Genomic DNA, 25446 nt, shown 5'->3' on the forward strand with positions numbered 1-25446 from the left:
AGAGCCGTTTCGGATCGAATTTGGATTGTAGAGGAGACAAAGAAATAGCGTTGGAGAAATGGAATGTGGATCAAATCGTTGATCAGCTGCTGCGTCGTTCGGGGCTTCAGGTTGTCGTCCGGTTGGAATCGCGTTTTGAAGACGGCCGTTTAATCGGCGGAAAATACGGCATGATCTCCAAATCGGTGACGATGTATACAGAGGTCATCCGTGAGCAGTGCTTGCAAATGTTCGGATCGCTTGCAAGGGTGGAGGATTACTTTAAGGTTGTGCTGGCACATGAGCTTGGCCATGCGGCGGATGCCGCATTGCCCCGCCTCTGTGAAGAACTGGAGGATGCTGCAACGGGCCAGGAGCGCCGTACGAGAGTGGCGCTGCAGATTGAAGAGAATGCCTGGAACTACGCGCTTGCTCTCGTGCCGGAAGTGGATGCCGTGTTTTTCAGCACGGTGATTGATGAATCACTGCTTGCTTACCGCATGCAGGTGGAAGAAGCTTCAGCATTCACGGCGTAACATGGAGCTGTATGAATAAAAGGATAGCTTGGCAGGCTCGTAAGGAGCAGGCCGGGCTATCCTTTTTTGCTGCGTTGTTACAGGGGCTAATGGAGCGGCATCGGGCGGGTCTGCAGGTACAATTCCGCGTCCTTGCTCCTCCCCGTCGTGATCATCTCCCCGAGAATATCCGCCAGCACCATGCTGTACACCATGCCGTTATCGCCATACCCCATCAGAAAGTAGCAGCCGGGGAACTCCTCGTACATGCCGATCATCGGCAGCCCGTCGTGAGTACCGCCGTAGAAAGCTCCCAGGTAATATTCGGCCTCTGCCCGGATATCGGGGAACAGCTTGCCGAACTCGCCGAGCAGCTTGTCTTTGTTATGAAGTATTTTGGCATCCCGCGTATCGGCATATTCCGTATCTTTATCGAGACCGCCGATGATGATGCGGTTGTCGGCCGTCGTGCGCATATAAATGTATGGCCTTGCCGTCTCCCAGATCAGGGTGCGTTTGTACCAGGAGCTCAGATCATCGATCGGCCGGGTGACGACGGCATAGGAGGAGGAGAGGACGGCATTTTTGTCTCTTTTGACCTCGAGGTTTTCATAACCCCCGGCAAAAATAACATGCTTCGCTTCGATCCGGTGGCGGTTCTGTGTATAGAAAACGGCTTTGCCGTTTTCGAACGTTTTGCCCGTGATTTCGGTGTCTGCATGGATTCGTGCGCCCTGACTGCGTGCCTTCTCCAACATTCCCACCGTGAATCGGACGGGATTGATCTCAGCATCATTGTAGTAGTAGATGGCTGCCTTTTTGCGGAACGGATAGCGGGCTGCGATATGCTCTTCGTCCAGCAGCAGGGCCTGGAAGCCGTGCTTGTTCAGCAAGGCGATTTCCTGCTTCAGCTTGGTGACGTCCTCCGGCTCGCTCGCGTAATAGAGGCTGTCCCGGCGCGTGAATTCCGGATCAGCCGAAAGCGTTCGGCTGACGGACTCCATCTTGTTGATTGCCGACTCGCAGAGCTTGAGATGACGCACAGTCCGCTCCTCGCCAAAGGTGTTGACCAGCTGAACGAAGGTCTTGTCGCCCGCGTATTGGATGAGGGCCGTATTGGTCGCCGTGCTGCCGGCAGCCGGCTGTCTCTTGTCGACGACCAGCACGTCTGCTCCCCGCTCCGCAAGAACCGAGGCGCACTGTGCCCCGGAACTGCCGGCCCCCACGATCAGGACGTCGCAGGAAACATCTGCGGACAAGGGAGAATAGACGGGGGCATGTTCCAGCGTCGTGGGCCAGTAAAATTTACCGCTTTGCAAGTCCATATCTATCATGGGCCTCCTTCATGGCGATCAGATCGAACACTATTATGTTCCATGAGAGGGCGGATCATGCAGACAGATGCAGCGGCATAAGAAAAACGCCCCTTCCGCCGTTTGCCGGCGAAATGAGGGGCGTTATTTCCAAGCTGCCTAACGTGCTATTCGGCAGCGTTCAGCGGGCTGACAACCAGCTCATACTGATTCAGGGTCGCGCCAAGAATGGCGTCGTTGCCGCCTTGGCCGCGATGGGATTCACGGAAGGACTCACTGGAGGTCCAATTACGGAAGGATGCTTCATCCTCCCAAACCGTCGATACTTTGAGTTCCTCGCCTTCGGCTTCCTTGCTCTTGCCAAGCCATACTTCCATCCGCACGAATCCGGGCATTTCCTGGACGCCCTTCGCTTTTGCAAAGCGCTCGGACATGGCCTTTCCGGAGCCTTCCTTGACCCGGATCGTATTGGTAATCACGATCATCGATGAATCGCCTCCGCTTCCTGGATTGAATACTTACGAGTACAAGCTTACTTCTCAAGTCTACTCGTGTGCATCCAGTTTCTCAAGCGGCTCGGTTGCCGGCCCTTCGATGACCTCGCCTTCATAATTGAAGCGGGAGCCGTGGCAAGGGCAATCCCAGCTCCGCTCACCTTCATTCCATTCCACTTCGCAGCCCATGTGGGTACAGGTCGTATCCACCAGATACAGGTTGCCTTGAGTATCCTTGTAACCGCCGGCGCGCTTGCCGTCATGCGTGATCACGCCGCCCTCGTCCCGCTGCAGGTCCTCGGCTTTGCGGTGCACCAGCCCAACCTTGCCGGCAACGAAATGCTTGGCGACATCGGCATTTTGGACAACGAAATTTTTGACGGACGGATCGGCCTTGAAGCGGGAAGGGGTGTAGAGCTCGGTGTAAGGATGATCTTTTCCAAGGATCAGATCCGAGAGCATCATTCCCGACAGTGTCCCATGCGTCATCCCCCACTTGTTGAAGCCGGTGGCGACATAAATGCCCTTGTCTCCCGAGGTGATCTGTCCGATGTAAGGCACTTTGTCCAGCGTCACGAGATCCTGCGCGGACCAGCGGAACGGGATTCCCTTGATCCCGAACAGCTTTCCGCCGAACTTCTCGATTTCCTCGTAGTGGCTGTGCGTGCAGATGCTTTGCCCGGTTTTGTGGTTCTCGCCGCCGGCGATGATCAGTTCTTGGCCGTTCCAGTTAGCGGTCCGCAGCGAGCGGCTCGGCTTATCCGCACTGATATAGGTTCCCCGTTCGTACGCGGTTTCGGGCTGGAAAGCCACTGCGTAGGACCGCTCGGCGTGCAGGCGGGTAAAATACAGGCCGCCGCCGTCGAAGAACGGGAAGTGGGAGGCCGAAACGACATGGCTGCAGCGGACTTTATATTTCCCGCGGTCCGTGATCAGTGTGAAGGGACCTTCCTTTTCCAGATCGACAATCGTCGTGTGCTCGAAAATCTGCCCTCCGTTTTTGACGATCTGCTCCACCAGGGGCTTCAGGTAGCGCAGCGGATGATATTGAGCCTGATCCGGCATCTCAATGGCTCCGCTGACGTTCAGGGGAATGGGCAGCTTATCTCTCCATTGCCCGGGAATGCCGAGCTTGATATAGGCATCGAATTCCTTTTGAAGCTTCTGCAGCTGCTCGTCGGTTTCCATATAAACGAAGGCGCTCTCGGTCTGAAGATCGCAATCGATGTTCAGCTCTGAAGCCGTGGTCCGGATGAAATCCAAGGCATCCCGGTTGGCCTGATAATACATTTGGGTCTTTTCTTCGCCGAAGTGGCTGAGGAGCTCATCGTACAGCATGCCGTGCTGGGCGGTGACCTTGGCTGTGGTATGTCCGGTTGTGCCGTTCAGAATGCTTCCGGCCTCCACGATGGCCACCTTGCAGCCTTGGCGCGATAGCAGGTAGGCCGTCGTAATCCCCGCGATTCCTCCCCCCACAATGGCGGCATCAACCTGAATATCCTGGTCAAGACGCGGGAAGGAAGGCAGATCCGTGGTAGCTCTCCATAACGATTCGGGGAACTGCGGCAGGTTCCGGGAAACGGAATCAGATTTTTGCATGGCATATCCTCCTCTAATTATTCATTCTCATTTATTACCACTTGTCTGGAAAAAGAAACGGGTCCTTTTCATGGAAACCGGGGTTGTTTACAATGGTAGAGGAAGAATATTCAAACAAGGAGGCTTTGCCTGTGGCTATGAAATATCGGAGACTTGGCAGAAGCGGGCTTAAGGTAAGCGAGATCAGCCTTGGCAGCTGGTTGACTTACGGAGGCTACGTAGAACAGGACAATGCGGTCAAGGCGATTCAGACGGCTTACGATCAAGGCATCAACTTCTTTGACACGGCCAACGTGTATGAGCGTGGAGCGGCGGAGGAGCTACTCGGCAGGACGCTTCAGGCCTACCCGCGCGAATCGTACGTGCTGGCGACCAAGGTGTTCGGCAAAATGGGAGACGGCCCCAATGACATGGGACTGTCGCGCAAGCATATTATGGAGCAGTGCCATGCCAGTCTGAAGCGGCTTGGACATGATTATATCGATTTGTATTACTGTCACCGCTATCATCCGGACACGCCGATTGACGAAACGCTGCGCGCGCTGGATGACCTGGTGCGTCAGGGCAAAGTGCTCTATGTCGGCGTGAGCATGTGGACGGCGGCCCAGATGGAAGCAGCGCTCGGCACGGCCGACCGTTACCTGCTGGACCGGATCGTCGTGAACCAGCCGGTGTACAATATGTTCAACCGCCACATTGAACAGGAGATCATTCCTCTCGGCGAGGACAAGGGAATCAGTCAAGTCGTCTATTCGCCGCTGGCTCAAGGTCTTCTGACAGGGAAGTACAAGACAGCCGGACAAGCTCCGGAAGGCAGCCGTGCAGCCAAGCTGAACTGGAAGGAAGAGCAGATCAGCGAGGAGAAAATCGCCAAGGTGCAGGAGCTCAGCAGGATTGCGGATGAGCTGGGCATCAAGATGAGTCAGCTGGCGCTGGCATGGATTCTGCGCCAACCGAACGTGGCCAGTGCCCTGGTAGGAGCCAGCCGGCCGGAGCAGGTCGCCGAGAACGTGCATGCTTCGGAAGTCGAGCTGTCGCCCGATGTGCTGGATCGGATCGAACGGATTCTTTCATCAAATACGATTGCTTAGCATGCAAGCCGCCCGCTTCGGGCGGCTTGTCTTACTTGGAATAACAAGGAACCGCATTGGCGTTACGCCGCGGGGAAAGCTATACTTAAGCTATACCTTTATTGTAGGGGGAGAAAAAGGCATGGCATGGCTCAAAATTGATGACGTTGCCAAAGAGACCGGACTAACCAAAAGATCAATCCGGTATTATGAAGAAATTGGTCTCATGAAATCGCCGGAGCGGTCGGACGGGGGCATCCGTTTATACACGGAAGAAGATGTGGAGCAGCTCAAAAATATCGTACTTGCCAAGAGGGTTCTTGGTTTTTCCCTTCAGGAAATCCAAGAGTTTCTGCAAATTCATGATCAGGTCGTGAAGCATCGCAGCAACGCCTCCACTTCTTCGGATGACAAGCTGCGCCAGGCTGAGCTGGAGCGCATGGCTGAAGCGGTGAACAAGCAGCTGGAGCTTGTGGATTATAAAATTTCGGAAATGAAGAAGGTCAGGGAGGAATTGGCCGGCCTCAGCGGTCGAATCAACCAGGCGATGGATTAATAATTCAGCATAAAAAGGACAACTCCGGTTCACTCCGGGGTTGTCCTTTTATTCGATGATGGACAATGGCGCCGCGTCCTTGGCATGGCATGCAGCCGTTATCTTAGCGCTTCGCGAGCTGAGCCGATACCGAATTCAATGCAGAAGCCGCGCATACCCTGTTGCGTCCGCTGTTCTTCGCCTGATACAGCGCCTTGTCGGCCTGTTCTACGATTTCGAGGTCGCTCTCGGCCGTTCCCGTATCTGCAGGATAAGTCGCGACGCCAATCGAGACGGTAATCCGCAGCTTCTTCTGCTGGAGGGTGGGCAGCTTGAACACATGGGCCTGGACGGCTCTCCGAATTTTCTCCGCTGTCGACCCGGCCAAGGCAGCTGAGCAGTTCGGCAGCATTACGGTGAATTCCTCGCCGCCGTTCCGGGAGACGATCCCTAGAGGCGGGGCCTGCTCCAGCAGAATTTTGCCGAGATCGCGCAGCACTTCGTCACCAGCCGCATGCCCGTGCGTATCATTGACAAGCTTGAAATGGTCGATGTCAATGACGAGCAGGGACAGCTCTTCGGCCCGCTGCCGCGCTCCCGTCATTTCGTTCTGCAGGGACCATTCAAATTGGCGCAAATTATTCAGCTGGGTCAGGTGGTCGGTGGAGGCCCTCTTTTCAAGCTGTGCAAACAGCATATTGGAAGAATCAATATGTTCGGTAATCAGGTACAGGAACAGGCTGGCAATCACCGAGATGACCAGCTGCGTGGGATAATAGCGCATCACGGTCGCCAGGTTGCCGAGATTCAGGCTGAGCGTCACGAAAACCACGGCCATGCAGGCCAGGTTCAGCACGTTCATCTTAAGCAGGCGGGACCAAGGAAACCTGCATAGATAGGCGCACACCAGCCCCAGGACCAGCATGCCCAAGCTGGCGTTCAGCGCCGCCTGGGACCACCCGTACAAAGCGATCCGCCCGATGCCCAGCACGACGCTGCACAGAAGCGCAGGAAGCCACCCCATATATACGCCGACCACGACGATCGTAAGATGGCGCATATCGGTGATGACATGCGGGCCGACCGGGAAGCTGTAGTTCATCAGGATGATGCCGTACAAGCCAAACAAGAGGCCGGAGTTGATCTTGACGGGCAGGGACAAGGGACGGGAGCCTATCACATATTTCTTGGATAGAACGCCCGAGAAGAAAAGGAACGTTACAAAGATACAAATATTCACGAAGAGACTGCTGAGCATGTCCTTGAAAAACCCTCCACAAGCCAAATATGTTGCATTCTGCTTCCTATATTAGCGGATTTCATAGAAATATGTCAGCTTTTCAGCTAAATAATCATTGGATTTCGAAGAATATAAATTGAACTAAAGAAAAGAAAAGCATTTCTCCTGTATTCCGGATGGAAGCAAGGAGAAGCAGGGTTAACTTTAGTTCATTTTATATAGAAAGCTGATTTTCAAAGCTTAGGCCTCTATGCCTAAGAAACGGATGATGATAGAATATTTTAAGGGAAATGGATATTAGTTGAAAAAAATATAGTGGGATATTCCGATAATATATGAATAATGACCCAAATAAACTATGTCCAACGTATGAATAATTCGGTAACAAGACCCAGACTACCCATGTATGTAGAAAGGAACATGCCATTGTGAAACGATTGTCTTTCACCATTAAAAGAAAGTTGTTGATTACCTATCTTATCGTTTTGCTCGTTCCAAGCTTCATGATCGGCATTCTGTCTTACCAATCCGCCAAAAAAGCGAATGCGGAGGATATGATGAACAGCGCGCTTGAAAGCACAAAGTCTGCCGACAACATTATCACCCAAAACATTCAGGCGAAAATGGATGATCTGGCATACCTGCTCAAGCAGCCTTATGTAGACCGCGCCACCGAGGACCCGATGGGTAAGGGCGGCGAATTGAAATTGCAGCTGCGGCAGTATATGGAACTTCATAAAGACGTAAAGGATGCGATTCTGGGAGTTGACGGCGGATATTTCGTGCGCGCCTCCGAGGACCCTTTGCCGGAGCAGTATGACGTGACGAAGCAGGATTGGTATATCCGGGCGCTGAAGCAGGGCAAGACGCCGACCATATCCCCGGTATTCAAGGCGGCGAACGGGAAGATGGCAGTATCCATTTCGCAGGCGGTGCCTTCCGGAAAAGGCGTCATTTCGATCGAGCTGAACTTGGATAACATCCGCACCCTTACGAATATGAAGCTCGGCAAGAAAGGATATATCTTTATTACGGATCAGGCCAAAAACTATGTGGTTCACCCGAAATATACCGGTGAGAAGGCGGAGGGCGATTTCCTCAAGCCGATGTATGCAGGCAGCGAGGGACATTTTTCATACATATTCGAAAAGCAAGACAAGAGAATGGCCTTTACGACCAATAAGCTGACGGGCTGGAAAGTAGCCGGTTCCATGTACGAAGACGAGATTGAAGCCTCGGCAGCCGATATTCGGAATTCGGTGATCGTCGTCATGATCATTTCCATTCTGGCGGCGCTGGTCATCATCTTCCTGAACATCCGCTCGATTATCCGTCCGATCACCAAGCTGATCCGGGCGACGGAGCGGATCAGTCAGGGGGATTTAACGGAAAACATCGATACCTCAAGCCGAGACGAAATTGGCGAACTGAGCCGGCATTTTCAGGCGATGGTGGACAGTTTGCGGACCATGATCGTCAACGTTCAGGACATCACCGGCCAAGTCGGTTCGTCCGCCAAGGGCCTCTCAACAGGCGCCGATCAGACGACCCGGGCCATCGAGAGCGTAACCGAGGCCATCCAGGAAGTGGCGGCCGGCAGTGAACAGCAGCTTCGCAGCGTAGGAGAAAGCATGGAAAGCATGGATGTCATGTCGACGCAGTCCGAACGGATCCGCAGTCATATGGACGACGCTTCCGCCAAAATGGCGCGTACATCCGCATCTGCCGAGGAGGGACATGCCGCCGTCGTGGACGTGACGGACAAAATCCAGAGCATCCATGCCACGGTGAGCGATCTGGACGATATCGTATCCCATATGAATGAGCGTACCGGCCGAATTGGCGACATTGTGAGTATGATCGCGGGCATCGCCAAGCAGACCAATCTGCTCGCATTGAACGCCTCCATCGAAGCGGCTCGCGCCGGGGAGCACGGCAAGGGCTTTGCGGTGGTGGCGGTTGAAGTCCGCAAGCTGGCAGAACAATCCAGCCAGTCGGCGCAGCGGATCGATGAGCTGGTGGAAGGCATGCGGTCGGAAATGCAGCGCGTGCTTACCGCCATGGACGAAGCCAAAGGCAGTGTATCCGAAGGGATTCAGGCTGTGGACGTCACCGGCAAATCGTTCAGCCGTATCCGTAAAGCGGTGCAGGGAGCGGCGAGCGGCATCGAAGCCGCTGCCGAAGCTTCGCGGGAACTCGCCCGGAGCGGCGAAAGCGCAGTCGAATCGATCCGCCATATTCAGGGCATATCGGAGGTCGCCGCCGACAATACGCAGTCCGTATCCGCTTCGGCGCAGGAGCAGCTGGCATCCATCGAAGAGATCGCTTCCTCGGCGGAGCATTTGAGCCGTCTTGCCGAGCAACTCGAGGAGCTGGTGGCGAAGTTTAAGATCGCATAAAACGTTTTTTGGATGCAGGGGTGGCAGCAGCGGACGCTTGGCGTCCGAATGATCGAACATCAACCACTTCAGCATCGTTCCCGATGAGAAACAGCAGTGCCGACAAGGCACTGCTGTTTTTTATTTGCCAGAGGGGAATGCATCACATAATTTATCCAATTTTGGCACAAGCTATGGCGTGAACATTCCAGGTATTGGACCGAGGTAATGGAGGTGAACCGCCATGGGCAAACGCAGCCCGAATTCTGACACACCGGCAAAATCCCTGCCGTCCGGCAAGGCGCTAGGACTTCCTTCGCCTTCATGGGAGAAGCTGCCCATCGCAAAAAGCCTGGATCAGAATATCCAGACGATCAAGACAATCTTTGAGGATTGCTCGGACATGATTTACCGAACCGTAGAGATTGCGCCGCATATTAAGGCATACGTCGCCTATTTGGAAGGAATCGTGCTTTCGGAGGAACTGCAGCTTCATGTACTCGAGCCGATCGTGGAAGGGCTTGTCCGCCTGTACAATGCAGGTCCGGAGGGTCAGATCACCGAGGCTTCGCAGCTCGAGCCGCTCGAGAATACGCGGGTTTCGCTGTCCCAGGTCATGTCCGCGGGCAAGTGGATCGATGTCGTTGAAGGTATCCTGAATTCCAGCGTTGCCGTCTTTGTGGATGGGCTGAGCGAAGTGCATCTTTTCAATATCAAAGGCGGCATCCGCCGTCCGGTTCAGGAGCCGGAGACGGAGTCGGTCATCCGCGGCCCGCGCGAGGGCTTCACGGAAATGATCCGCATTAACACCGCGCTCGTCCGCTTCAAGATCAAAACACCCAATCTGAAGATGGCCAGCATGGTGCTCGGCACGAACACCAAGACAGATATCGTAATTTCATATATCGAGGGGCTGGCCGATCCCCAGTTGATTGAAGACGTGAAGAACAGATTGAAGGACATTAAAATCGACGGCATTTTGGAGTCGGGCTACATCGAAGAGCTGATCGAGGACCATCCGTACTCCCCGTTTCCGCAATTGCAGTACACGGAGCGGCCGGATAATGTTGCCGCACAGCTGCTCGAGGGGAGATGCGCCATTTTCGTAGACGGCACCCCGTTCGTGCTGATCGCCCCAACGACCTTTTTTCAGCTGATGCAGGCGACCGAGGATTACTACGAGCGCATGTTTATAACCAATTTCGTTCGCTGGATCCGATATGTTTTCTTGTTTATCGCGTTGTTCCTCCCCGCCCTTTATATCGCGGTGACGACGTACCACCAGGACATGCTCCCTTCGACGCTCGTCCTCAGCATCGCGGCAGCCAGGGAGGCGATTCCTTTTCCGGCGCTTGTCGAAGCTTTGATCATGGAAATCTCCTTTGAGGCGCTGCGCGAGGCTGGCATTCGCCTGCCGAAAACGGTGGGCCAGGCCGTAAGCATACTCGGGGCCCTCGTAATCGGTCAGGCCGCCGTTCAGGCAGGGATCGTATCCGCTCCTATGGTCATCATCGTGTCGATGACGGGCATTGCGTCCTTTACGATTCCCCACTTTAACCTGGCGATCACGATCCGGCTGCTTCGTTTTCCACTGATGATGCTGGCAGGCGTGCTGGGACTATTCGGGATCATCCTTGGCATCACATGGATATTGGTGCATGTGACCCAGCTGACATCTTTCGGAGCCCCCTACATGTCGGGCATCAGTCCGTATCACGCTTCCGACCAAAAGGACATCTTCGTGCGTGCCCCTTGGTGGAAAATGAATAAACGTCCATCGTGGCTGTCGCAAGAGAATCAAAAGCGGGAAAAGAAGGATATCAACGGAAAACCCAAATCTAACAAGGTATGGTGATGCACGGATGAAAAAGGCTGTTATCACAGCGCTGCTGGTCATGACCTCCTTCGGGCTCTCCGGCTGCTGGGACCGCAGGGAAATTAACGACGTCGCGTTCGTGATCGGTTCAGCCGTCGACAAAGACAAGAACATGTACCGCAGTACGCTGCAAATTGCGCTCCCGGGAAATTTGGGCGGATCCGGCAGTGAAGGCGGGGGTGGCGGCAATGGAGGCAGTAAACCCTATTATCTGGAATCCAAGCTTGGCGTTACGCTGCGCAACTCGAACATGGAGGTGCAGGCAGGGAACTCCCGCAACCTGTCTTTTTCCCACCGCAGAACGCTGCTGATCGGCGAAGAGCTTGCGAAGGAAGGAATCGGTCCCATGCTGGACCAGTTCGCGCGCATTCCGGAGAACCGTCTGTCCTCGCTTGTAGCCGTCACGGCAGGACCGGCCTATAAAATCCTGAACGCCGAAGCGCCGATGGAGCAGTTTCCCAGCGAGATGATCCGGGAGCTGATGAACGAATACACCAAAAGGCCGGTTTCCATCAAGCACCTTTCCAATGATCTGTTGTCGGAAGGCGTCGACGTTTCCCTTCCTTACATTACGCTGGAAGAGGTCGTTCCGGAGGACTTGGAGAAGGGCAAAAAAAACATTCAAATCACCGGTCTCGCTTTGTTCAAAGGAGACCAATTCGTCGGTACGCTGCTCGGGCAGGAGTCGCGCATGATGAATATGGCATTGGATCAGGCGCCTTCCCCGGATTTGGTCGTTCCTGGACCGGGTGAGAAGGGATATGTCACCGTCAGGCTCACGGAAAATACCGTCAAGCTTAAACCGATCATCCGAGGCAGCGATATTACGATGAACATCGACATCCTTGCCAAAGGCGCCGTACTCGAGAACAATACCGACTACACGCTTGGAGGCGAGGTGGACATGCGCCGGCTGGAGCATCGTGCAAGCAAGGAAATCATCGACCAGATCCACTCGGGTATGCGCAAGCTTCAGAATCAATACCATTCGGACATTCTCGGGTTCGGGCGCACGATCCAGCAGAAGAAACCGCAGGTTTGGGCCCGCATCAAGGACGATTGGGAGAAAAAATATCCCGAAGTCAAGGTCGTGGTCAATACGAAAATCCACATCGAAAATATCGGTGCAGTGAACAAGCCCTTTGGCAGGAAGGACAAGGTGATCAAAAAATGATAAGGATTTTGATGATATACATCATATCCGCTGCAATCATCCTGCTGGTGGACCGGAAGGTCATTCGGACCCTGCCCGCGATCAACCGCTGGTTCACGTATTTTTTTCTGCTTGGGGGCATGGCCGCTTTCTCTTACAGCCTGCTCGGCAAAAATGTCGTGTACTTGTCGACATGGATAAGCAAATGGCTCAGCCCGCTGGTTCCTTTTTAATATCCCGTGTCCGTTGAAGGAGGACTGTTTAGAGTGCATAAGATCACTCCACGCCAAATCGTGCTGCTCGGCGTCACCTATCTCATCAATATTACGATGATCAACTTGCCCGGACAGATCATCAGTACGGCGAAGCAGCATGCTTATATGCCTTATCTGATTACCGGTGCGATTATTCTGCTCATGCTGTTCGTGCTGACCCGCAGCTCGCAGCGCTTTCCGGACAAGGATTTGTTTCAGTCATTGGTGAGCCGCTTTCCATTCATCGGCAGAGTGATCATCACGCTCTATCTGCTGTTTTTTTTCGAGGTGCTGGTTCGAGACCTTCGCATCATGACGGATTTTACGAATGTTATCCTGCTTCCGCTTACCCCGATACTTATCATCGGCATGTGCATCGTCGCAACCGTCATCTATATTGCCAGAGGCGGGGTAAGAACGGTGATCGGCATGACGGAGCTGTATGGCCCGATCATGATCATTCTCGTGGTCGTCATGCCCATCATTGTTTTTCGCGACTTCAACTTCAGCTTCCTAAAGCCGTCGCTCTATGTGGACTGGAGCGGAGTGGCGCGGGGAGGGTGGTTATCCCTGTCATACCTGGGGCAAATTCTGATCCTGCCGTTTATTATCTCCAGTAAGGACTATAAGTTCAAATACGGATTATACTCGCTGCTGCTCAGCCTCGGTATCCTCGTCCTGCTGATCCTGCAGACGCTCCTGTTGCTCGGCACGCATATTTCCGGCAGGATGATGTATCCATCTTATGAACTGGTGCGCCAGCTGCGGATAACGGACTTTCTCGATCGTTTTGATTTGTTCCTGGTTGCGCTCTGGTATCCGGCCGTGCTGCTGAACCTGGCCATCAGCCTGTACGTGATCTGCTACGGGATGAAGATCCTGATGCCGTCCCTATCGGGCAAAATGATGGCGGCGCCGATCGGGCTGTTCGCTTACAGCTGCGCCCTCTGGTTCTTCCAGAATTCCATTGAGCTGTTCGATTTCACGACGAACTGGACCGTGGTGACCCTGCTGTTCATTATCGTGCTTCCATTATTCATTTTTGCGATTCACCGGCCGTCAAAAGCCTGATCAGGATAGGACTTTGCGCCGAAGTACCGTTAGAAAAAGGGGCGTGGAAATGGTACAATAGGCTTTAAGGGCGGCCTTGATGGTACGGCTCCCCATGCGGCCTCGCGGCCGTTTTGGGATATGAAGGGTGATTACATGACAATGAAGAGAAAAAAGCATAATCTGTTTCATAAATTTTCCCGCAAGCTGCGGTTTAACATGATCAAGCTTTTCCGTTCGCCCGGAGGGGCGAGAAAGGTGTCCCTGGGCTTTGCCATAGGCTTTGGGCTGGAGATGATTGTCATATCGACCGGTTCGCTGGTATACCTGATCTTCTACCCTACCGTCAGACTTGCGGGTGGATCACTCCCCGCCGCGATTATCGGCAATGTGATCGGTAAGCTGACCTTCCTGCCTATTATACTTCTTCCTTTTGCGAAAAAAATCGGCGAGTGGTTCTTTGCGAAACGGGTCGTGGATATGCCCGTGGAAGAGCATGCATGGCGCAATTTGCTTCACGGCGATTTTACGATATTCAAGCATTTGCTGCAGGGCGGCCTGCATGTGCTGATCGGCATGTCCTTGTTCGGACTGGTGCTTGGCGTCATATCTTACTTCGTTGTTCAATATCTCTATAACCAGCGCAAAAAACACCGCCTGGCCAAAAGAGCGGGCGCAGCCCTCTAAAATTTCTTTCCCTCTCTCCCGTCGTCAAGTATACTGTTCAAAAACAGGGCGAGCAGGAAAGCAGAGGGGGGATCGGTATGGCGGCAAATCGGCTGACAGGCATGACGATCGCGTTAACAGGACCGCGCAAAGCGGATGATATGGTGAAGATCGTGGAGAAAATGGGAGGCAACGCCTTGATCCGTCCGGCACAGGGAACGGTGTTCCTCGATGATTCGAAGGTTCGCAGCGATCTGGCGGACTGGATCGCGGCACCGCCCACGTGGACGATTCTGACGACGGGCATGGGTCTGGATGCGTTGTTCGCGATTTCAGCCGACATGGGCATGGAGAAGGATTATCTGGATGCGCTCCGGAAGTCATCCATTGCTGCACGGGGATATAAGACCGTCAACGCGCTCCGCAAAAGGGAACTTACGCCGCTGGTCCGCGATGATGACGGAAGCACGTCCGGGCTGATCCGCGGGCTGGAATCCCATGATTTCCGGGGGGCGGATGTCGTGCTTCAGCTTCATGGCGATCCTGCGCCGAAGCTGACAGCCTGGCTGGAAGAGCAAGGGGCGCATGTGCGTCAGGTGCTGCCTTACCGGCACGTCCCGCCGGAGCCGGAGCAGCTCGAGCTGCTGCTGAGCGATATTCTGGAGCGACGGATTGATGCGGCGGCTTTTACCAGCGCTCCCCAGATCCGCCATTTGGCAGCATATGCCCGCAGCAGGGACAAGGCAGAGGAAATGGTGTTTGCTTTTCAGGGACCTGTCGTCGCGGCGGCGGTCGGAAAAATTACGGCCCAGGCTCTGCTTGAAGAGGGGATCACAAGAGTGGTGTTCCCGCCCGAGGACGAGCGCATGGGGAGCATGCTGGTCGAGCTGGCGCGGTATTTTCAAACCCGGGATGCTTAACAACCGAATCGAATGGTTATTTGGGTAGTATCAAGAGGGATGCGTAGAGAGCGGCATCCCTTTTTTCAAACCGGAGAACCGCTCTCCAGGATGGGCATTCAGGATTTTCTCATGGATAGACGGATGCCTTTTCTTAAGTGGAATCCTAATTTATAGAGAAATGAGGAATGCTATCCATAACCCCTGCTAAACATGAACGGTGCGCACAAAGGAGGAATTGATCGTGTACAACAAAAAAAGTATTTTGCTGGGTGATTACACCCACCCCAAATTCCATCCCCTCCAGGGGATCGACGCTCAAATCAGCCATATATTAAATGACGTCATATCCGTCCAATGCAGCGAGAACAAAAACCTGCTGCTGCTGGAACACCTGAAGCCGTTTGACCTGTGCATCAGTTACTTGGACCTGTGGGACGTGCCGGTGTCGAGGCAGCAATTATCGGGCCTACTCTCTTACGTGAGCCAGGGAGGGGGCCTGATGGTCATTCACAACGGCCTTTCTCTCGGTAACCGGCGCTACGAGCTGGCTCAGCTGATGGGGGCACGCTTTGACGGGAACGGTCCGATTCAGCCGCTATCCTTCAGGACTAACGGCGAGCACTTTATTACGGAAGGCATCGAGCCCTTCGAACTGGCGGAGGAGCCCTTCCAACTGGAGCTGAGCCCTTTCACGGAAAGAAAGGTATTGCTCGAATACAAGCGGGAAGGCTCCGATACCTGGCATCCTGCCGCCTGGAGGCATAACTACGGGCTTGGAAGGGTCGTATTCTTCATGCCGGGGCATCATGAACCGACGTTCCAGCATCCGCAGATCCGTCAACTCATTTTGCAGGCGGCCCAGTGGGCGGCGCATTTGCCGGGCTAAGACCGGCCGATTTCATATTGGCAAACATTTCAGGGTATAATAAGGGAAATAAAAGCCTTGGGAGGGAATCATCATGAGTGATCTGTTGAAGAAGGCCATCTCGTTAGGATGGGGTCTGACGATGGTCAGCAAGGAGAAAATCGAGAAGACGGTGGAGGATCTGGTCAAACGGGGCGAGGTGGCTCCGGCCGAATCGAAGGATTTGATCGACCGGCTCGTCGAACGCGGCGAGGAAGAGAAATCGCAGTTCAAAGATTTTTTGCGTGAGCAGGTTCAGCGCGTTCTGACAGAACTTCATGTCCCTTCCGAGAACGATGTGGCCAGCCTGGAGCAGCACATCGCATCGCTGGAGAAACGGATTGCCGAGCTCGAAGGGGCGGCAGGCGCGAACAAGGGTCCGGCAACGGACATCGTAACGGATATCCCTTAAATGGCCGTTAAAATCAGGCACACCGGACGCTACCGGGAAATCGCCATGGCGCTGATGCGTCATGGCTTTGGCTACATGGTGGAAGAACTGGGACTGTTCCAGGTACTGTCCCTGCCCCGGCGCTGGGTTACGCAGGAAACGGTCGAAACGAAGACGCTCGGGGAGCGGATCCGGCTGGTGCTGGAGGATCTTGGACCAACCTTCGTTAAGCTGGGCCAGCTGGCCAGCACCCGCTCAGACTTGCTTCCCGAATCGATTATTCAAGAGCTCGTCAAGCTGCAGGATCAGGTGCCCCCTTTTCCGCCCGCGGCCGCCCGTAGCATTCTGGAGGAGGACCTGGGAGAACCTGTCGAAGACATGTTCGAGAGGTTTGACGATATCCCCGTGGCGGCTGCTTCCATCGGGCAGGTCCATTTGGGCAGACTGAAATCAGGCGAGGAAGTGGCTGTCAAAATTCAGCGCCCCGGCGCAATGCAGACCATTACCCGCGATCTTAGCATACTGCGGGACCTGACGATATCGGCCGAGAAGCGCTGGGTTTGGGCCAAACGCTACCAGATGGTAAGGCTTGTGGAGGAATTCTCGAAATCCCTGCTGGCCGAAATGGATTACAGCCGGGAAGGACGCAACACGGAGAAAATCGCCCTTCAATTTCAGAACGATTCGCATATTTTCATCCCGCGCATTTATTGGCAGCAAACCTCTTCCCGTGTTCTGACAATGGAATATGTGGAGGGTGTGGCGCTCAGTCAGCGGGAGCTGCTGCAGAAATTTGATATGAAGCGTATTGCGAAGCGATTCGTGAACGCGATGCTGCATCAGATGTTCATTGAAGGCTTCTTTCACGCGGACCCGCATCCGGGAAACCTGCTGGTCCGAAAGGATGGAAGCCTGGCCTTTCTGGATTTCGGAATGGTTGGCAGGCTCAGCGAAGACATGAAGGATCATCTGTCCGGGCTGATTATCGCATTGATGCGAAAAAATACCGATAGCATGATCCGGGCGATTCTTCATCTGGGGCTGGTGCCGGATGATCATGATATGGAGGAACTGCGCAGAGATCTGGATGCTCTGCGGGAAGAATATTACGATATTCCTTTCGCGGAAATCGGCATCGGCAAGGCGCTGAACGACCTGTTCGGTGTGGCCCAGCGGCATGCCATCGTCATGCCTCCGGATCTGACGCTGCTTGGCAAATCGCTGCTGACGATGGAGGGCGTCATCCAGAAGCTGGACCCCGCCCTGAGCATCATTGACATGGCGGAGCCCTTCGGGCGCAAGCTCGTCAAGGAGCGATTCAGCGCCCGCCGCCTGCGCGGCAAGCTGCTCGGAGGCGCAGCAGGGCTGGCGGAGGCACTGCTCGATCTGCCCGCACAGGCAAGACAGTTGTCCGCGCTCGTCAGCAGGGGCAAGCTGAAGGTGGAGATCAGCGTGCCGGAGATGGAGACCTTGATGCGCAAGCTCGACCAGATCAGCAACAGACTGTCCTTCAGCATCGTGCTGCTGGCGTTCAGCATCATCATGGTCGGGCTGATCATCGGATCGTCGCTGAACCGCCAATCTTCGATTTTATGGCATTTTCCGGTGATCGGAATCGGATTTGGCGTGGCGTTCTTCATGGTGCTATGGCTTCTTTATTCCATTTTCAAGTCGGGGAAATTCTAATAACTTTTTATGCCCTTAGGCCGGACTCCTATGGTAAGATAACTTTTTATGATGCAATCACAGGACATGAATCCTGAAGAAGAAATAGAAATTAATGAGGTGGATGTTTTGCCAAACTTTTTAGAGCTAGGCGTGAAAGAGGCGTGGGTAAAGACGCTGAAGGAGAACGGCATCACCGTGCCGACGCCGGTACAGACGGAGACGATACCGCTGCTCCTGGCGGATCGGGACGTTATTGCCCGCGCACGGACCGGAACGGGGAAGACGCTTGCCTTCCTGCTGCCGATCATGCAGAAGCTGGACCCGGCGCGTCCTTTCCCGCAGGCCCTGATTATCGCGCCGACGCGTGAGCTGGCGCTGCAAATTACGGAGGAAGCGCGGAAGCTGGCGCAGGGTACGGAGATCCGGATTCTTGCTGTATACGGCGGCCAGGATGTGGACAAGCAGCTGCGCAAGCTGGAAGGCGGCCGGCATCTGATTATCGGGACGCCGGGACGCCTGAACGACCATTTGCGCCGCGGCACGCTCGAGCTTGGCGGCGTGAAGACGCTGGTGCTGGATGAAGCGGACCAAATGCTGCATATGGGCTTCCTGGACGAGGTGGAGACCTTGATCCAAGCGCTGCCTTACAAGCGGCAGACGCTGCTGTTCTCTGCGACCATGCCGGCCGAAGTGAAGCAGCTTGCTTCCTTTTATACACGGGACGCCGTTGACGTAACCATCAAGGTGGAGAACTCGCCGGTGCCGCTGAAGCATATCCGCCAGCTTGTGGTGGAGGTCTCGGACCGCAACAAGCAGCAGGCGCTCGTATCGATGATCGAACAGCACAAGCCTTATCTGGCGATCATTTTCTGCCGCACGAAGCGGCGGGCGTCCACGCTGAATACCGCGCTGCTGGAACTCGGGTATGCCTCGGATGAGCTTCATGGCGATTTATCGCAGGCGAAGCGCGAACAGGTCATGAAGCGGTTCCGCGAGGCCAAGCTCCAGCTGCTTGTGGCGACGGATGTCGCGGCAAGGGGCCTGGACGTGGAAGGCGTCACCCATGTGTACAATTACGACATTCCGCATGAGGTCGACAGTTATATCCACCGAATCGGCCGTACGGGGCGCGCCGGTGAGAAGGGGATGGCCATTACGTTCGCTTCGCCAAGGGACAAGGGCGAACTGCAGCGCATTGAGCAGGGCATCGCATTTAAGATCGAGCGCAGCCATTATGAGAAATCCGGCGCGATCGTGGAGGACCGGAGACCTTCCCGTTCGTCCGCGGGCAGTGCCGGGCGCAAGGATAAAGAAGGCCAGGGCAGAACAGGACGTCCAGCCGGAGGGCGCCGCGGTGAAGGGCGCGTATCCACGGGCGGACGCCGCGGCGAAGGCCGCTCTACGGAAGGCCGGGGCGGCCAGGGCCGCTCTCGCCGCGAGGACAGACCTCAAGCTTCCTCATCCCGTTCAGGTGGAGATGGAAGAGGCGGTTCGGGACGCGGCAGCACGGGCGGCCGCGGTCAGGGACGCAGCGGAGCTCCTGCACCGGGACGGGGCGGACGCGGCTCAGATGCCGGCCGCCGCGGGGGATCCGGCCGCAGATCATAACAATCAGCATGAATACCAGGAGCTGCCTGATCAAGGCGCTCCCGGTATTTTTTGTTTCATATGCACTCGGGTCTTGCTTGCCGGTGAATTCCTTGCGGATGGGCTCATAGACTACATTAGGGGTATCGCCGGTAATTTGGCCCGGGAAGCCGAAAGGTAAACGGTCACCGCTTTGGGTTTCTAAGCATCCGAAAATTTATATATGAAAGGTCTTGGCGCATATGATTAAGCTTAGCATTTTGGATCAATCAACCATATCCGAAGGAAGCTCGCCGGTGGAGGCACTCGCTCAAACGGGCCAAATGGCCCGGGAAGCCGAACGGCTGGGATACCACCGCTTTTGGGTTTCCGAGCATCACTTTTCCCCCAATCTGGCCGGTTCCAGCCCGGAGGTGCTTATCTCGCATCTCGCCGCGGTGACATCCAAGCTTCGCGTCGGCTCCGGCGGCGTCATGCTGCCGCATTACAGCTCCTATAAGGTTGCCGAGAATTTCCGCGTTCTGGAAGGCTTGTATCCGGGACGCATTGATCTCGGGCTCGGCCGTGCGCCGGGCGGCATGCCGCTTGCGACGCGCGCGCTGCAGGAAGGAAAAATGCGGACCGGAGACCGCTATGCCGAGCAAATCGCCGATTTAAGCGCATATTTGACCGATACTTTAAGCCCTTCTCATCCGCTGGCTGGTCTGGTGGCAACGCCCCTGGTCCGAACCGTTCCGGAAATGTGGATGCTCGGCTCCAGCGGCGGCAGTGCCGGCATTGCTGCGCAGCAGGGAACGGGCTTTGCCTTCGCTCAGTTTATCAACGGCTCCGGCGGCGCGGACGTGATGCGCTGGTATCAGGAGAACTTCCGGCCGTCGGCAGTGCTGGATAAGCCGAAATCGCTCCTTGCCATCTTCGCGGTCTGCGCGGAAACCGAAGAAGAGGCTAACCGATTGGCTTCGAGCATGGATTTATCCCTGCTGATGCTAGAGAAGGGAGGCTCTTCCGGCGGCACGCCTTCGGTAGAAAGGGCTATGAATTATCCCTATTCCCCATATGACCGCATGCGCATACAGGAGAACCGCAAGCGGATGATCGTGGGCTCTCCGGGGCAGATCAAACGAACCATCGAAAGACTGTGCGAGGAATACCGGACGGATGAGGTGATGATTGCCAGCATCATCCACCGTTTTGAAGATAAGGTGAAGTCGTTCCGCTTGATGGCCGAAGCATTTGGACTTTCAAACAAGGCGTGAACAAGGGGCCGGAGGCTTGCACTTGCCTGTCTCTGGTGTATGATGGGAAGAAGAACGTAAATGTAAGGGCCGGTGGGTAGTCCGGTGCCGTTATTTTTTCCAAGAAAGCGGGGTAAGAAAATGTCTGTTTATTCATATTCAGCCGCCACGCCGGCGGGCAAGGAAGTATCGCTTCGGGAGTACGAGGGCAAGGTGCTGGTCATCGCCAACACGGCAAGCCAGTGCGGACTCACGCCGCAGTACGGCGATCTGCAAAAGCTGTATGACCGTTACCAGGAACAGGGGCTTGTGATTCTCGGATTTCCGTGCAACCAGTTCGGAGCGCAGGAGCCGGGCAGCAGCGAGGAAGCCGCTTCCTTCTGCCAGCTGAATTACGGGGTGTCATTCCCGGTTTTCGCGAAAGTAGACGTCAACGGGGAGAGTGCCCATCCGCTCTTTGCTTATTTAAAGGAGCAGCAGCCCGGCGAGGGCGGCAGCAGCGATATCCAGTGGAACTTTACGAAGTTTCTGGTGAACAAGAGCGGAGAGGTCGTCGCCCGCTTTGAACCGAAGGAAGCTCCGGAAGCGATGACGGGAGCAATTGAGCAGCTGCTGAAATAGCGCATGACGTTAGCAGGTATAAGAGTCTGCCGGAAGACGGGACAATCCGAAGGCTGATCTCCTGACTTGCCTTTGATTGATCCTGCCGCTTCAATACAGAAATGCAGCAAGCCGCACGCCTGATGGCGTGCGGCTTTATTATTTCTACCCCTGATCAATCTGCTTGCTACTTGCTTGCTATAAATTAATGAACGGCTGCCGGTTGAACCGAATCTTCTGAACAGCCGGATTCTCCCTCTTTCCAAACAACGGCTTCCCCGTAATGTTTGCCCCATTCATACATGGACTTCAGTACAGGCATCAGACTCACACCGTATTCGGTCAATGTGTATTCGACCCGCGGCGGCACCTCAGGATATACTTTTCGGCTGATCAGCTTGTCTTCCTCCAGCTCACGCAGCTGGTTTGTCAGCATTTTTTGTGTAATGTTCGGTATCAGCTTCTTCAGCTCTCCAAACCGTTTTGTTCCTTCAAGACCCAAGTGCCACAGAATAATCAGCTTCCATTTGCCCCCGATTACGGCAAGCGTCAGTTCCTTTTCACAGTTGATCTCTTTGAGGTTAATCCGTTCTTTGAGCTCATTGGCCATCCTCTGACACCTCCTGCTGCTTAGTATATCATTTTCAGTTAGTTTCCTTCCAGACCCTAGAGTCTAAAAGGATACTATTGTGCTGCAGCAGCCATTTTCCGATTATCGGTGACCCCATTAGTTACCTGAAGGTAACTACCTGACGGCAAAGTGCCTACTTTCAAAAATAAATCTACTGGCTATAATTAAGCCTATGCCGGCTGCATGCAAGCTTTTTTCTAAGGGAAAGATACAAATTGTCCTTTTAACTTATTTGAAATTGAGGGAGCGGATTTATTAATGGAACTGCAACTGGCACTTGATTTGGTGGATATTCCAGGCGCAAAAGAAGTCGTAGCAGAAGTTGCGGATTATATTGATATTGTTGAAATCGGTACACCTGTTGTTATTAATGAGGGCCTCCGGGCTGTAAAAGAAATCAAAGAAGCTTTTCCTCAGCTGACTGTTCTTGCGGACCTTAAAATCATGGACGCAGGCGGCTACGAAGTAATGAAAGCTGCAGAAGCAGGCGCAAGCATCGTTACGGTTCTGGGTGTATCCGATGACTTGACGATCAGCGGCGCGGTTGCTGAAGCAAAAAAACAAGGCGCACGGATCCTTGTGGACATGATTAACGTCAAGAACCTGGCTGAACGCGCAAAAGAAGTCGATGCGCTTGGCGTTGACTATATCTGCGTTCACTCCGGTTATGATCATCAAGCTGCAGGCATGAATTCTTTTGAAGATCTGCGCACAATTAAAGGCGTTGTCAAGCAGGCTAAAACGGCAATCGCAGGCGGAATCAAGCTGGATACCGTAGCTGAAGTCATCAGTGCGGGTCCTGACCTTGTGATCGTAGGCGGCGGCATTACCGGCGCCGATGACCGTAAAGCGGCAGCAGCCGAAATCCAAAAACTTGTGAAGCAGGCGTAAGCCGATGAGCGCTTCACCGGATATAGCCAAGCAAATTGTCAGGGAATTGGAGCAGTCCGTCAGGTTGATGGATCCGGCTTCCGTAGGCAAGCTTGCAGGAGCCGTTCAGGGAGCCAAGCGGGTTTTTCTGGCGGGTGCCGGTCGTTCGGGACTTATGGGGCGTGCCTTTGCAATGCGTCTCATGCACTCGGGCATCACGGCTTTTGTGGTCGGTGAAACGATAACTCCTGGAATCGGGGAGGAGGATCTGCTCATTGCGGGGTCCGGCTCAGGTGAAACAGCCAGCCTGATCTCCATGGCGAAAAAAGCCAAAGCAGCCGGGGCCTCCGTTGCTGCCGTGACCATCAACCCTGAGTCCACACTGGGTTCACTCAGTGATCTCATCGTGAAGCTGCCTGGAGCAGTCAAAGACCAGGCACGGCAGGGCGGCGGCAGTCTTACCGTGCAACCTATGGGTTCCTTGTTCGAACAGACGCTGCTGGTTTTTTATGATGCTGTTATTTTGCAAATGATGGCTTCAAGGGGACTGGATTCTTCCGGTATGTATGGTAATCATGCAAATTTGGAATAAATAATTAGTTCTTTCTATACAGCAATATTAACACCGATGCAGCTGCATCGGTGTTTTTTGCCTACGGCATATCGAAGCTTAATCCCCGTGATGAAGTCCCTTGAGTGCCTGGTCCAGCGGATCGGGACCGGCGATCAGATCGAAGGCCAGATTCCGGGTTTCCTCCAAGCCTAGCGCCAGGACGGTCGCAGCAGCCACGTCGTCACGGGAAATGCGGCCTGATTCGGCAAGCGTCTGAGCAGCCTTGACCCTGCCGCCCGCAGGTTCATTCGTCAGCCCTCCCGGCCGGATGATGGTGTAAGTCATGCCGCTTTCTTCGAGCACTTTCTCAGCTTTGCGCTTCGCGATCAGAAACGGTTTAAGAAACGGCGGCATGTCTTCCGGGTTCCTCGTGCCCATGGAACTGATCAGGACGAACCGCGGTATTTTATCCAGCACGCATTGTTCAATGAGCCTTACGGTCCCCACATGGTCCACATGCTCAGGATCGCCCTTGGCTCCGGCGCCGACGGCGCACACCACGATGTCTGCCCCCTTCAGGCCGTCCGAAAAGGACTCGGACAAATCGCCCAGGTAGCCTTCGGCACCCGCCGCTTCCACGTCACGCCGATGCTCCTCCGTCCGTACGAGACCGCGGACGTGATAGCCCGCATGAACCAGTTCCCTGACGATGCGCCCGCCGGTTTGACCGTGAGCGCCAGCAACAAATACGGTTGTCATCGTTCAACACCTCCATTCTTCTTTTTACCCATTCTATGAGGATATTAAAGTGGAAATTAAAGTAGAAATGAAAGGCGCATCTCCGTCCAAATACTAGGGTACTAAAAAGTACCTGCTTTCCGAAACGGTACCCTAGCGTTATACTATTTCCTCATGGCGGAATATAACGTATGCCCATGAGTGAATATTATGCGGAAGTACTTTTTTAAGGAGATGAAACCGTTGAAAGCTTGGTTAATTAAACAGCCCGGCAGCAGCATCGAACAGCTTGTGTGGGAAGACGTACCAGATGTCCATGCCGGTGAAGGTCAACTCGTGGTGAAGGTTATCAGCACGGCGCTTAATCCCGTTGATTATAAAATGATTCATTCCGGTCGTCCGAATTGGACCTATCCGCATTATACCGGGGTCGACCTGGCCGGAGAGATTGTAGAAGTCGGGCAGCATGCTGCCGGATTCCGCGTTGGAGACCGTGTGGCTTGTCACACCGATTTGAACCAAAAGGGTTCATTTGCAGAGTACACCGTGATCGATGCGGCTGCTGCCGCAAAAATTCCGGAAGAGGTTTCCTTTGATGAGGCCGCGGCCATCCTTTGTGCAGGAATGACTGCTTATAAAGCCATGATTCTAAAGTTGAACTCTGTACAAAAGCAGACGATATTAATTCATGGCGGAGCCGGGGGAGTGGGAGGCTTTGCGATTCAATTGGCAAAAGAGCTAGGTCTCAAGGTGTTCACGACCGCTTCATCTGCCAATCATTCATGGGTTAAATCGCTTGGTGCAGACGTTGCGATCGATTATAGAACCGAAGACGTGACCCAGCGGATTTTAGAGGAGACGAATCAAGAGGGTGTTGATCTGATCTTTAATACCATCAGTGCAGCTGAAGCTACAGAGGATTTGAAACGGTTGGCATTTTCCGGTCAATTGGCCTATATAGCGGGAAGACCTGACCTATCCAACATGAAATCCTTTTCTCTCTCTCCGTCCATACATGAGGTGGATTTAGGTGCAGCCCACGGTAGCGGTTCCGTCCGTGCAAGGAAGAACCTAAGCTTCATGGCGGAAGAATTAATGCGAAGAGTGAAGGAAGGATCGCTGAGTCCGATGATCAACGAAGTTCTTCCTCGGGAAGAGCTGCCTTCTGGTTTGGAAAAGCTAAAAGGCCGCCACGTTCGCGGTAAAATCATGGTTAGAATGCAGCCCTAGTCATCAAGGGTAAGG

Annotated in this window: 25 protein-coding genes; 19 read left to right on the forward strand and 6 right to left on the reverse strand. The window is 54.3% G+C overall.

From position 1 onward, the window contains the following. The first annotated feature begins 50 nt into the window (after positions 1-50). Complete coding sequence (locus ACTHPM_RS17695; protein WP_440396439.1) at positions 51-515, forward strand: hypothetical protein; 465 nt, start codon at positions 51-53, stop codon at positions 513-515. Between the two features lie 86 nt (positions 516-601). Here ACTHPM_RS17695 and ACTHPM_RS17700 read toward each other — a convergent pair whose 3' ends face one another. The 3 genes from ACTHPM_RS17700 to ACTHPM_RS17710 form a co-directional block, all read right to left on the reverse strand. Continuing rightward, a complete protein-coding gene (locus ACTHPM_RS17700; RefSeq protein ID WP_440396438.1) occupies positions 602-1819 on the reverse strand; it encodes an NAD(P)/FAD-dependent oxidoreductase in 1218 nt (405 codons plus the stop codon). 155 nt (positions 1820-1974) lie between these two features. Next, a complete protein-coding gene (locus ACTHPM_RS17705) occupies positions 1975-2292 on the reverse strand; it encodes an antibiotic biosynthesis monooxygenase (protein ID WP_440396437.1) in 318 nt (105 codons plus the stop codon). Positions 2293-2352: 60 nt separating this feature from the next. Beyond that, positions 2353-3900: an FAD-dependent oxidoreductase gene (locus ACTHPM_RS17710; RefSeq protein WP_440396436.1), complete on the reverse strand. Its 1548-nt coding sequence runs from the start codon at positions 3898-3900 to the stop codon at positions 2353-2355. Between the two features lie 137 nt (positions 3901-4037). Between ACTHPM_RS17710 and ACTHPM_RS17715 the strand changes: the two genes are divergently transcribed. Both ACTHPM_RS17715 and ACTHPM_RS17720 read left to right on the forward strand, forming a co-directional pair. Then, entirely contained in the window at positions 4038-4991 is a 954-nt protein-coding gene (locus tag ACTHPM_RS17715) for an aldo/keto reductase family protein (protein WP_440396811.1), read from the forward strand. A 121-nt stretch (positions 4992-5112) separates the two neighbouring features. Then, entirely contained in the window at positions 5113-5526 is a 414-nt protein-coding gene (locus ACTHPM_RS17720) for a MerR family transcriptional regulator (RefSeq protein WP_440396435.1), read from the forward strand. Positions 5527-5629: 103 nt separating this feature from the next. On the opposite strand, the gene ACTHPM_RS17725 is transcribed toward ACTHPM_RS17720, so the two are convergent. Further along, positions 5630-6763 carry a GGDEF domain-containing protein gene (locus tag ACTHPM_RS17725; protein WP_440396434.1) on the reverse strand — a complete coding sequence of 378 codons (1134 nt, stop codon included), beginning with the start codon at positions 6761-6763 and terminating at the stop codon, positions 5630-5632. A 410-nt stretch (positions 6764-7173) separates the two neighbouring features. Here ACTHPM_RS17725 and ACTHPM_RS17730 point away from each other — a divergent pair, with 410 nt between their 5' ends. From ACTHPM_RS17730 to ACTHPM_RS17790, 13 genes are all read left to right on the forward strand, one after another. After that, on the forward strand, positions 7174-9144 hold the full coding sequence (locus ACTHPM_RS17730; RefSeq protein ID WP_440396433.1) for a methyl-accepting chemotaxis protein: 1971 nt from the start codon (positions 7174-7176) through the stop codon (positions 9142-9144). A 223-nt stretch (positions 9145-9367) separates the two neighbouring features. Continuing rightward, positions 9368-10978 carry a spore germination protein gene (locus tag ACTHPM_RS17735; RefSeq protein WP_440396432.1) on the forward strand — a complete coding sequence of 537 codons (1611 nt, stop codon included), beginning with the start codon at positions 9368-9370 and terminating at the stop codon, positions 10976-10978. A gap of 7 nt (positions 10979-10985) precedes the next feature. Beyond that, on the forward strand, positions 10986-12173 hold the full coding sequence (locus ACTHPM_RS17740) for a Ger(x)C family spore germination protein (protein ID WP_440396431.1): 1188 nt from the start codon (positions 10986-10988) through the stop codon (positions 12171-12173). A gap of 11 nt (positions 12174-12184) precedes the next feature. Next, positions 12185-12385, forward strand: a complete 201-nt coding sequence (locus tag ACTHPM_RS17745) for a hypothetical protein (RefSeq protein WP_440396430.1) — start codon at positions 12185-12187, stop codon at positions 12383-12385. Between the two features lie 33 nt (positions 12386-12418). Then, on the forward strand, positions 12419-13477 hold the full coding sequence (locus tag ACTHPM_RS17750; RefSeq protein ID WP_440396428.1) for a GerAB/ArcD/ProY family transporter: 1059 nt from the start codon (positions 12419-12421) through the stop codon (positions 13475-13477). 135 nt (positions 13478-13612) lie between these two features. Beyond that, positions 13613-14143, forward strand: a complete 531-nt coding sequence (locus ACTHPM_RS17755) for a DUF2062 domain-containing protein (protein WP_440396427.1) — start codon at positions 13613-13615, stop codon at positions 14141-14143. 77 nt (positions 14144-14220) lie between these two features. After that, complete coding sequence (locus tag ACTHPM_RS17760) at positions 14221-15042, forward strand: uroporphyrinogen-III synthase (RefSeq protein WP_440396426.1); 822 nt, start codon at positions 14221-14223, stop codon at positions 15040-15042. Positions 15043-15265: 223 nt separating this feature from the next. After that, the gene (locus ACTHPM_RS17765) at positions 15266-15910 is read left to right on the forward strand and encodes a ThuA domain-containing protein (RefSeq protein ID WP_440396425.1); all 645 of its coding nucleotides are present in this window, start codon (positions 15266-15268) and stop codon (positions 15908-15910) included. 73 nt (positions 15911-15983) lie between these two features. Beyond that, the gene (locus ACTHPM_RS17770) at positions 15984-16340 is read left to right on the forward strand and encodes a phasin family protein (protein ID WP_440396424.1); all 357 of its coding nucleotides are present in this window, start codon (positions 15984-15986) and stop codon (positions 16338-16340) included. Next, entirely contained in the window at positions 16341-18005 is a 1665-nt protein-coding gene (locus tag ACTHPM_RS17775; protein ID WP_440396423.1) for an ABC1 kinase family protein, read from the forward strand. A 66-nt stretch (positions 18006-18071) separates the two neighbouring features. Next, positions 18072-19595, forward strand: a complete 1524-nt coding sequence (locus tag ACTHPM_RS17780; protein WP_440396422.1) for a DEAD/DEAH box helicase — start codon at positions 18072-18074, stop codon at positions 19593-19595. Between the two features lie 221 nt (positions 19596-19816). Beyond that, positions 19817-20830 carry an LLM class flavin-dependent oxidoreductase gene (locus ACTHPM_RS17785; protein ID WP_440396421.1) on the forward strand — a complete coding sequence of 338 codons (1014 nt, stop codon included), beginning with the start codon at positions 19817-19819 and terminating at the stop codon, positions 20828-20830. 120 nt (positions 20831-20950) lie between these two features. Further along, positions 20951-21430: a glutathione peroxidase gene (locus tag ACTHPM_RS17790; protein ID WP_440396420.1), complete on the forward strand. Its 480-nt coding sequence runs from the start codon at positions 20951-20953 to the stop codon at positions 21428-21430. A gap of 184 nt (positions 21431-21614) precedes the next feature. Here the strand turns inward: ACTHPM_RS17790 and ACTHPM_RS17795 are convergent, their stop codons facing one another. Beyond that, complete coding sequence (locus ACTHPM_RS17795; RefSeq protein WP_440396419.1) at positions 21615-22019, reverse strand: winged helix-turn-helix transcriptional regulator; 405 nt, start codon at positions 22017-22019, stop codon at positions 21615-21617. 279 nt (positions 22020-22298) lie between these two features. Here ACTHPM_RS17795 and hxlA point away from each other — a divergent pair, with 279 nt between their 5' ends. Then, entirely contained in the window at positions 22299-22931 is a 633-nt protein-coding gene (gene hxlA / locus ACTHPM_RS17800) for a 3-hexulose-6-phosphate synthase (protein ID WP_440396418.1), read from the forward strand. A gap of 4 nt (positions 22932-22935) precedes the next feature. Continuing rightward, positions 22936-23502, forward strand: a complete 567-nt coding sequence (gene hxlB, locus ACTHPM_RS17805) for a 6-phospho-3-hexuloisomerase (RefSeq protein WP_440396417.1) — start codon at positions 22936-22938, stop codon at positions 23500-23502. A gap of 78 nt (positions 23503-23580) precedes the next feature. On the opposite strand, the gene ACTHPM_RS17810 is transcribed toward hxlB, so the two are convergent. Beyond that, positions 23581-24222 (reverse strand): SDR family oxidoreductase, encoded by a 642-nt coding sequence (locus ACTHPM_RS17810; protein WP_440396416.1) that lies wholly within the window; start codon positions 24220-24222, stop codon positions 23581-23583. Positions 24223-24444: 222 nt separating this feature from the next. Here ACTHPM_RS17810 and ACTHPM_RS17815 point away from each other — a divergent pair, with 222 nt between their 5' ends. Next, entirely contained in the window at positions 24445-25431 is a 987-nt protein-coding gene (locus ACTHPM_RS17815; protein WP_440396415.1) for a zinc-binding dehydrogenase, read from the forward strand. Positions 25432-25446 lie beyond the last annotated feature (15 nt).

It is taken from the genome of Paenibacillus sp. SAFN-054 (assembly GCF_051966755.1).
GTDB lineage: Bacteria > Bacillota > Bacilli > Paenibacillales > Paenibacillaceae > Paenibacillus_AQ.

Excerpts from the sequence above, each read along its gene's own strand:
- ACTHPM_RS17735 (WP_440396432.1), top strand. The coding sequence starts at position 9,368 with ATGGGCAAACGCAGCCCGAATTCTGACACACCGGCAAAATCCCTGCCG.
- ACTHPM_RS17700 (WP_440396438.1), bottom strand. The coding sequence starts at position 1,819 with ATGGACTTGCAAAGCGGTAAATTTTACTGGCCCACGACGCTGGAACAT.
- ACTHPM_RS17755 (WP_440396427.1), top strand. The coding sequence starts at position 13,613 with ATGACAATGAAGAGAAAAAAGCATAATCTGTTTCATAAATTTTCCCGC.
- ACTHPM_RS17770 (WP_440396424.1), top strand. The coding sequence starts at position 15,984 with ATGAGTGATCTGTTGAAGAAGGCCATCTCGTTAGGATGGGGTCTGACG.
- ACTHPM_RS17775 (WP_440396423.1), top strand. The coding sequence starts at position 16,341 with ATGGCCGTTAAAATCAGGCACACCGGACGCTACCGGGAAATCGCCATG.
- hxlA (WP_440396418.1), top strand. The coding sequence starts at position 22,299 with ATGGAACTGCAACTGGCACTTGATTTGGTGGATATTCCAGGCGCAAAA.
- ACTHPM_RS17795 (WP_440396419.1), bottom strand. The coding sequence starts at position 22,019 with ATGGCCAATGAGCTCAAAGAACGGATTAACCTCAAAGAGATCAACTGT.
- ACTHPM_RS17810 (WP_440396416.1), bottom strand. The coding sequence starts at position 24,222 with ATGACAACCGTATTTGTTGCTGGCGCTCACGGTCAAACCGGCGGGCGC.
- ACTHPM_RS17760 (WP_440396426.1), top strand. The coding sequence starts at position 14,221 with ATGGCGGCAAATCGGCTGACAGGCATGACGATCGCGTTAACAGGACCG.
- ACTHPM_RS17715 (WP_440396811.1), top strand. The coding sequence starts at position 4,038 with ATGAAATATCGGAGACTTGGCAGAAGCGGGCTTAAGGTAAGCGAGATC.
- ACTHPM_RS17705 (WP_440396437.1), bottom strand. The coding sequence starts at position 2,292 with ATGATCGTGATTACCAATACGATCCGGGTCAAGGAAGGCTCCGGAAAG.
- ACTHPM_RS17790 (WP_440396420.1), top strand. The coding sequence starts at position 20,951 with ATGTCTGTTTATTCATATTCAGCCGCCACGCCGGCGGGCAAGGAAGTA.
- ACTHPM_RS17780 (WP_440396422.1), top strand. The coding sequence starts at position 18,072 with ATGAATCCTGAAGAAGAAATAGAAATTAATGAGGTGGATGTTTTGCCA.
- ACTHPM_RS17710 (WP_440396436.1), bottom strand. The coding sequence starts at position 3,900 with ATGCAAAAATCTGATTCCGTTTCCCGGAACCTGCCGCAGTTCCCCGAA.
- ACTHPM_RS17785 (WP_440396421.1), top strand. The coding sequence starts at position 19,817 with ATGATTAAGCTTAGCATTTTGGATCAATCAACCATATCCGAAGGAAGC.
- ACTHPM_RS17725 (WP_440396434.1), bottom strand. The coding sequence starts at position 6,763 with ATGCTCAGCAGTCTCTTCGTGAATATTTGTATCTTTGTAACGTTCCTT.
- ACTHPM_RS17745 (WP_440396430.1), top strand. The coding sequence starts at position 12,185 with ATGATATACATCATATCCGCTGCAATCATCCTGCTGGTGGACCGGAAG.
- ACTHPM_RS17740 (WP_440396431.1), top strand. The coding sequence starts at position 10,986 with ATGAAAAAGGCTGTTATCACAGCGCTGCTGGTCATGACCTCCTTCGGG.
- hxlB (WP_440396417.1), top strand. The coding sequence starts at position 22,936 with ATGAGCGCTTCACCGGATATAGCCAAGCAAATTGTCAGGGAATTGGAG.
- ACTHPM_RS17720 (WP_440396435.1), top strand. The coding sequence starts at position 5,113 with ATGGCATGGCTCAAAATTGATGACGTTGCCAAAGAGACCGGACTAACC.